Below are 6,973 nucleotides of genomic sequence, written 5' to 3'. Positions count from 1 at the left end.
ATATCGGCATCGCTTTTCTCCTGGCCTCCGGCAGTTCGCGCCGCAACGCAGCCCTCGTCCGAGTTTCCAAACGGTCTCTGAGGGCCGCCGTCCGGCGACCGGGCGATTGAAGGAATCACGCCGTCGCGGTAGCTCTCGGGTTCCAGGAAGGGCGCGATGCCAGCGGGGCCATTCATGAGCGAGCTTCCACTCGGACCGCGGCCGGCCGGCACCTCCGGTGGGCTGTCGAGCGATGCCCGCGCCATCATGCTTTACGAGGCCAACAAGAAGACGGCGGTGGTGGCCTATCTTCTGTGGTTCTTCGTGGGCATGTTCGGCGGGCACAACTTCTATCTCGGGCGCACCGGGGTGGCGATCGCCCAGCTCCTGCTGACGCTCACCGGCGTCGGCGCGCTGGTGACGCTGGTGTGGATCGTCGTCGACGCGTTCCTCGTTCCGGGCCAGGTTCGCAACCAGAACAATCTGCTGGCCGCCCGACTGGGCGCATGACCGGAAACGTGGGCGATTGCGGCGCGGAGCCGCAGGCGCTAGGACGACGCCCGTGATGAATCCCGCCGATCCCGTCCAGCTCGCCCAAAACCTCCTCCGCTGCCCGTCGGTGACGCCCGCCGAGGGCGGCGCGCTGTGCTGCGTCGCGTCGCTGCTCCAGCACGCCGGCTTCGTCGTCTCCCGCCCGGTGTTCTCCGAGCCGGGCTACCCCGACGTCGAGAACCTCTTTGCCCGGATCGGTCACGGCGGTCCGCATCTCGTCTTTGCCGGCCACACCGACGTGGTGCCGCCCGGCGACGAGGCGGCCTGGACCCACCCGCCCTTTGCCGGGACGATCGCCGATGGCGTGCTGTACGGCCGCGGCGCGGTCGACATGAAGGGTGCCGTCGCCTGCGCGCTCGCCGCCGCGCTCGACCTCGTGGCCGCCGGTGGCGTGCCGAAGGGCACGCTGTCCTTCCTGCTGACCGGCGACGAGGAAGGCGTGGCCGTCAACGGCACGGTGAAGCTTTTGGCCTGGGCGGCCGAGCACGGCGAGAAATTCGACCACTGCCTGCTCGGCGAGCCGACCAACCCGGTGGCGCTCGGCGATGCCATGAAAATCGGGCGGCGCGGCTCGCTCAACGCGACGCTGGTGGTCGAGGGCACGCAAGGCCACGTCGCCTATCCGAACCTCGCCGACAATCCGGTGCGCCACATCGTGCGGATCGTTTCGGCGCTCATCGCCGAGCCGCTCGACCGGGGAAGCGCCCATTTCGACCCGTCGAACCTCGAGGTCACCTCGATCGATGTCGGCAATCCGACCGTCAACGTGATTCCGCGCGCGGCGCGCGCCCGCTTCAACATCCGCTTCAACGATCACCACTCCTTCGCCTCGCTGAAGGAGCTGGTCGAGAGCCGCGCCGCGGCGGCGGCGCAGGGCGCGCGCTGGCGGATCGAGTGGGAACCGTCCAACGCCGACGTGTTTCTCACCTCCCCCGGCCCGTTCGTCGATCTGGTGCGCGGGGCGGTGACGGCGGTGACCGGCAAGACCCCGGAGCTGTCCACCTCGGGCGGCACGTCGGACGCGCGCTTCATCAAGGATTTTTGCCCGGTGCTCGAATTCGGGCTCGCCAATGGCGGCATGCACAAGGTCGACGAGTGCGTGCCCCTCGCCGATCTCGAGACGCTGACTGCGATCTATCGCGAGATTTTTGCGCGTTATTTCTCGGCCTGACGGGCGGGCGGCCGGCGAGCCGGGCCGGCGTCACCGCGTCTCGGCGAGGAGGCGGGCGACCGCGGCGCGCAGCTCGCCCATTCCCGCACCCGTACGCGATGCGGTGAGCAGAACCTCGGGATAGGCCGCCGTGCGCTTCGCCAATGCCGCCTGCGTCGCCTCGAGAATTTTCGGGCGCGCCGGCTCCTTGATCTGGTCGGCCTTGGTCAGCACGATCTGGTAGCTCACCGCCGCCTCGTCCAAGAGATCCAGCACCGGGTCGTCGGTGGTCTTCAGCCCGTGGCGGGCGTCGATCAGCACATAGACACGGGCGAGATTGGCGCGGCCGCGCAGATAGGCGCGAATGAGCTCGGTCCAGGCGGCGACCTTGGACTTCGGCGCCTCGGCATAGCCGTAGCCCGGCATGTCGACGAGACGCAGCCGGCCGCCGGCGGAGAAGAAGATCAGCTCCTGGGTGCGGCCCGGGGTGTTGGACGTGCGGGCGAGGCCGTCGCGCCCGGTCAGCGCGTTGACGAGGCTCGATTTCCCGACATTCGAGCGGCCGGCGAAGGCGATCTCGACCCCGGTCATCTTGGGCAGCGCCGGAAGGCTTCCGCACGCCGCCACGAACTGCCAGTCGGCCGCAAAGAGTTTTCGGCCGGCGGACATTTCGGCGGGGGTGTAGGGAGCGTCGGGCATCACGGGACCGATTGGAGGGGACACACCGGGGCCGGCTCCGATCGTCCGTCGTCGCCCGGCTCGCCCCGGCGGCGGCGCCGTCGCGGGGACGAGCGGAGACGGAGGGGACGGCGGACGGTGACCGCCCGCCGCCCGGCTACTCCTGGGTCTTCCGCTTGGGGATCAACCCCTTGATGTTGTCGAACAATTCGATCTTGGCGCCGTTCTTGCGCATGATCACCGCCTGCTGGATCACCGACAGGAGGTTGTTCCAGGTCCAGTAGATCACCAGGCCCGCCGGAAAGTTCGCCAGCATGAAGGTGAACAGCACCGGCATCCAGGTGAAGATCATCTTCTGGGTCGGATCGGGCGGCGTCGGGTTGAGCTGCATCTGCACCCACATGGTGACGCCCATGATGAGCGGCCACGCGCCGAGATGCAGGAAGCTGCCGATCATCGGCACCATCATCGGGTCGAACGGCAGCAGGCCGAACAGGTTGAACACCGTGGTCGGGTCGGGCGCCGAGAGATCGTGGATCCAGCCGAAGAACGGCGCGTGCCGCATCTCGATGGTGATGAACAGCACCTTGTAGAGCGAGAAGAACACCGGGATCTGGATCAGCACCGGCCAGCAGCCGGCGATCGGATTGATCTTCTCCCGCTTGTAGAGGTCCATCAGCTCCTGCTGCTGCTTCACCTTGTCGTCGGGAAAGCGCTCCTTGATCTGCTGCATCTGCGGCTGGAACGACTTCATCTTCGCCATCGAGGCGTAGGACTTGTTCGCCAGCGGGAAGAACACGCCCTTGATCAGCACCGTGACCAGCAGGATGGCGATGCCGAAATTGTGGGTCCACTGGAACAGGAAGTCGATCACCCAGAACATCGGCTTGGTGATGAAGTAGAACCATCCCCAGTCGATCAGCAGCTCGAAGCGGTTGAGCTGCAGCGCCTTGTCGTAGCCGTCGACGGTCGAGACCTCCTTGGCGCCGGCGAACAGCCGGCCGCTGGCCGACACCGTGCCGCCCGGCTGGATGGTCTGCGGGTCGAGCAGATAGTCGGTCTGGTAGGTCTTGGTGGTGCCGATCGTGCCGGCCGAGAACTTGGCCTGCAGGCTGGCCGACGGGTCCGGCAGCAGCGTCGCCGCCCAGTACTTGTCGGTGATGCCGAGCCAGGCATTGGTGACCTTGAACGAGACCGCCTTCTTCTCGTCCATGGTCTTGTAGGTCAGCTCCTGCAGCCCCTGGTCGCCGAGCACGCCGACCAGACCTTCGTGCAGGATGTAATAGCCGAGCGTGTGCGGCGTGCCGTGCCGCGAGATCAGCGCGTACGGGTAGAGCGTCACCGGCGCGCCGCCGCTATTGGTGACGTCGTCCTTGACGGTGAACAGGAACTTGTCGTCGACCGTGATGGTGCGGCGGAACTGCAGGCCCTCGCCGTTGTCCCACACCAGCGTCACCGGATGGCTCGGAGTGAGCGCGCCCGAGCCCTCCTGCCGCCACACGGTGTCGGCGCCGGGCAGCTTCACCGCCTGGCCGGCGGCGCCGACCCAGCCGAACTCGGCATAGAACGGCTGCGGCGTGCCGGACGGCGACAGCAGCACGATCGCCGGCGACTTGGGGTCGACGGTCTCGCGGAAGCGCACCAGCGCGACGTCGTCGATGCGGGCGCCGGTCAGCGCGATCGAGCCGTGGATGTTCGGGGTCTCGACCGGCACGCGCGGCCCGGCGGCGATCACCGCCTCGCGCGAGCGCGCCTGCGAGGGCTCGGTCTGGCCGGGCACCGGCGGAGCGCTCGTGCCGGCGCCGGGCGTCGGCGTTCCGGTCGACGGCTGCGCGGTGCCGCCCGCGCCGGGCTGCACCGGCTGGGCCTGTTGCTGCTGCTGTTGTTGCTGGGCGATCTGCCGCTGTTTCTCGAGCTGCGGCATGCCGAAGAAGAACTGCCAGACGATCAGCACGACGGCGGACAGGGCGATCGCCAGAATGACGTTTTTCTGCTCGTTCATGGGGAGGCTCGGGCCGTCGGCCGCTATCCGGTTGTGCTCGACCGCGGGTCGGGCGGGGATCGATCGGCCGTGCGCCGGCCTCGATGCACCCGGCCGAGGGCGGCCACGAAATCGGCGCGGCAGCGTTCGAACGGCAGGTCGAGCGCGGCGCGTCGGCCGATCACGACATAGTCGCTGCCCGGCCGCAGAAGCCCCGCGGCCGATAGCCGCACGACCTCGCGCAGCCGGCGCCGCACCCGGTTGCGCTCGACCGCGGTGCCGACCTTCTTGGTCACCGTGAAGCCGACCCGCGGCGGACCTTCGTCACCGCGCACGCGCGCCTGCAACACGAACGCCGCGGTCGGCGCCTTGGCGCCCCGCGCAGCGGCGAGAAAATCCGCCCGGCGCCGCATCCGCTCCATTTCTGGCATCGGGACGACGGCCGGCCGGCGGATCGCCGATCACGCGCTCAGCCGCTTGCGGCCGCGCGCCCGCCGGGCATTGAGAACCTTGCGGCCGCCCTTGGTGGCCATCCGGGCACGAAAGCCGTGGCGGCGCTTGCGCACCAGCTTGCTCGGTTGATAGGTCCGCTTCACGTCTCGTTCTCCGCTTCTCGTACACTGGCCGGGCGGTCGGGCCGCCGGCGCCCGGCCGGCAACGTTCCGCAGATCAAAGCTGTTCGGGGATCGGCACGGCCGAAATCTCGCGCGCGGCTTATACGGGAGGGGCATGGCGGCGTCAATGCGAGGCCGCCGCACGGTCCGGTCGCCGACCGACACGCCGCCGGCCGACACGCCACGGCCGCAATCGCGCGGAATAGTGCCCCGGCGTCGCGCATGGACGGACCGGCTCCGGTCCGGGGGCTGCCGACGGAAGGCGAGACGACGGAACAAAAACGGAATCTCCGCCCGCACACCGCGCCGACCGCCGATCGCCGGCGGAACCCGCGGCCGGCCGGACGGACGATCGACGAGGTGCCTCGGTCGGGCTGATGGACGCTGACACTTCCCCGCACGGGCCGGAACCGCGCCGGACCGCCTCCGGGCGCGCCGCAGGGCTACCGCACCGGACCGCCTCCGGGCGGGCCGGAGGGCTGGCGCGTCGTCTCGGCCTGTCGGGCCGGCTGCTCCTCCTCACGCTCTCGTTCGTGATGATGGCCGAGGTGCTGATTTACGTCCCCTCGATCTCCAATTTCCGCCTCGCCTGGCTGAGCGACCGGCTCGCCGCCGCCCACACCGCCGCGCTGGTGCTCGACGCCGCCCCGAGCGGCATGGTGCCGGAGAGCTTGTCCCGGCAAATCCTCGACAGCATCGGCGCGCGCGCGGTCGCCATGAAGACCGGGCGCGAGCGGCGCCTGCTCGCCACCACCGAGCTGCCGGCCGCGGTCGCCCAGGAGGTCGACGTGCGCGACACGCCGACCTTGCCGGCGATCCGCGACGCCTTCGTCACCTTGTTCGCGATGCGCGACGGCGATCTGATCCGCGCGGTCGGGCCGGCGCCGATGGGCGGCGAGTTCGTCGAGATCGTGCTGGAGGCCGGCCCGCTGCGGGCGGCGATGTGGGGCTACTCGCGCAACGTGCTGCTCCTGTCGCTGGTGATCTCGGCGATCACCGCGGCGCTGGTCTATCTCGCGCTCCACGTGATGTTCGTGCGGCCGCTGATGCGCATCGCCTCGGCGATCGTGCGGTTCCGCGCGAGCCCCGAGAACCCGACCCGGATCGCCCGCGTCTCCGCCCGCACCGACGAGATCGGCATCGTCGAGCGCGAGCTGTCCGCCATGCAGACCGACCTCGCCTCGATGCTCGCCGAGCGCTACCGGCTCGCCGCGCTCGGCCTCGCGGTGTCGAAGATCAACCACGATTTGCGCAACCTGCTCAACACCGCGCAGCTGATCTCCGATCGGCTCGCCGGCATCGCCGACCCGCAGGTGCAGCGGTTCGCGCCGAAGCTGGTGCTGGCGCTGGAGCGCGCCATCGGCTTCTGCGAATCGACGCTCGCCTATGGCCGCGCCCAGGAGCCGCCGCCCGACCGCAAGCCGGTCGCGGTCGACGCGCTGGTCGAGGAGGCGCGCGAATCGCTCGGCATCGCCACCGACGGGCCGATCAAATGGGTCACCGCGATCGAGCGCGGCCTCACCATGGACGCCGACTACGACCAGATGCTGCGCGTGCTGGTGAACATGGGCCGCAACTCGGTGCAGGCGCTGGAGCCGCGCGCGCCGAACGACCCGGAGCGCGACCAGATCCGCGTGAGCGGCCGGCGCGAGGGCGGCGTGGTGGTGCTCGAGGTCGCCGACACCGGGCCGGGCCTCACGTCGCGGGCGCGCGAGCATCTGTTCGAGGCGTTCAAGGGCTCGACCCGCTCCGGCGGCATCGGGCTCGGGCTCGCCATCGCCGCCGAGCTGGTGCGGCTGCACGGCGGCGAGATCTCGCTGGTCGAGGGCACGCTCGGCGCCACCTTCCGGATCGTGATCCCCGACCGCGCGGTCGACCTCGAGGACCTGCGCGCCCAGCGCGCGCGGGCCTGAGAGCCCGCGCCCGAGAGCTCGTGAATCATTCCAACGGCGACAGAGTCCGACCTCGTGCCGAGGAGCACTCCGCAGGAGTGCGTCTCGAAGGGCGAGGCCACGGTGC

Annotated in this window: 7 protein-coding genes; 3 read left to right on the top strand and 4 right to left on the bottom strand. The window is 69.8% G+C overall.

The genetic code is table 11. The annotated features are described in order from the left end of the window. The first annotated feature begins 174 nt into the window (after window positions 1-174). Together A33M_RS19490 and dapE are read left to right on the top strand one after the other, a co-directional pair. Window positions 175-489: a TM2 domain-containing protein gene (locus tag A33M_RS19490; protein ID WP_008390903.1), complete on the top strand. Its 315-nt coding sequence runs from the start codon at window positions 175-177 to the stop codon at window positions 487-489. 55 nt (window positions 490-544) lie between these two features. Beyond that, complete coding sequence (gene dapE / locus A33M_RS19485) at window positions 545-1,702, top strand: succinyl-diaminopimelate desuccinylase (protein WP_008390901.1); 1,158 nt, start codon at window positions 545-547, stop codon at window positions 1,700-1,702. 30 nt (window positions 1,703-1,732) lie between these two features. Here the strand turns inward: dapE and yihA are convergent, their stop codons facing one another. From yihA to rpmH, 4 genes are all read right to left on the bottom strand, one after another. Beyond that, window positions 1,733-2,380, bottom strand: a complete 648-nt coding sequence (gene yihA / locus A33M_RS19480) for a ribosome biogenesis GTP-binding protein YihA/YsxC (RefSeq protein WP_040621959.1) — start codon at window positions 2,378-2,380, stop codon at window positions 1,733-1,735. A 136-nt stretch (window positions 2,381-2,516) separates the two neighbouring features. Then, window positions 2,517-4,361, bottom strand: coding sequence for a membrane protein insertase YidC (gene yidC / locus A33M_RS19475; protein ID WP_008390897.1), 1,845 nt, complete (start codon window positions 4,359-4,361; stop codon window positions 2,517-2,519). A 23-nt stretch (window positions 4,362-4,384) separates the two neighbouring features. After that, a complete protein-coding gene (gene rnpA, locus A33M_RS19470; RefSeq protein ID WP_008390894.1) occupies window positions 4,385-4,762 on the bottom strand; it encodes a ribonuclease P protein component in 378 nt (125 codons plus the stop codon). A gap of 39 nt (window positions 4,763-4,801) precedes the next feature. Then, window positions 4,802-4,936, bottom strand: a complete 135-nt coding sequence (gene rpmH, locus A33M_RS19465) for a 50S ribosomal protein L34 (protein ID WP_008390892.1) — start codon at window positions 4,934-4,936, stop codon at window positions 4,802-4,804. A 395-nt stretch (window positions 4,937-5,331) separates the two neighbouring features. Between rpmH and A33M_RS19460 the strand changes: the two genes are divergently transcribed. Next, the gene (locus A33M_RS19460) at window positions 5,332-6,867 is read left to right on the top strand and encodes a sensor histidine kinase (protein WP_008390890.1); all 1,536 of its coding nucleotides are present in this window, start codon (window positions 5,332-5,334) and stop codon (window positions 6,865-6,867) included. The last annotated feature ends 106 nt before the right edge of the window (window positions 6,868-6,973 follow it).

Source organism: Rhodovulum sp. PH10, assembly GCF_000293785.1.
GTDB lineage: Bacteria > Pseudomonadota > Alphaproteobacteria > Rhizobiales > Xanthobacteraceae > Rhodoplanes.
The sequence above is the reverse complement of the archived record's forward strand: the minus strand, read 5'-3'. Positions and strand labels throughout refer to the sequence as shown.

Bases quoted from the DNA above. Each gene is read 5' to 3' on its own strand.
- rnpA (WP_008390894.1), bottom strand. From the start codon at position 4,762: ATGGAGCGGATGCGGCGCCGGGCGGATTTTCTCGCCGCTGCGCGGGGC.
- yidC (WP_008390897.1), bottom strand. From the start codon at position 4,361: ATGAACGAGCAGAAAAACGTCATTCTGGCGATCGCCCTGTCCGCCGTC.
- A33M_RS19460 (WP_008390890.1), top strand. From the start codon at position 5,332: ATGGACGCTGACACTTCCCCGCACGGGCCGGAACCGCGCCGGACCGCC.
- dapE (WP_008390901.1), top strand. From the start codon at position 545: ATGAATCCCGCCGATCCCGTCCAGCTCGCCCAAAACCTCCTCCGCTGC.
- yihA (WP_040621959.1), bottom strand. From the start codon at position 2,380: ATGCCCGACGCTCCCTACACCCCCGCCGAAATGTCCGCCGGCCGAAAA.
- A33M_RS19490 (WP_008390903.1), top strand. From the start codon at position 175: ATGAGCGAGCTTCCACTCGGACCGCGGCCGGCCGGCACCTCCGGTGGG.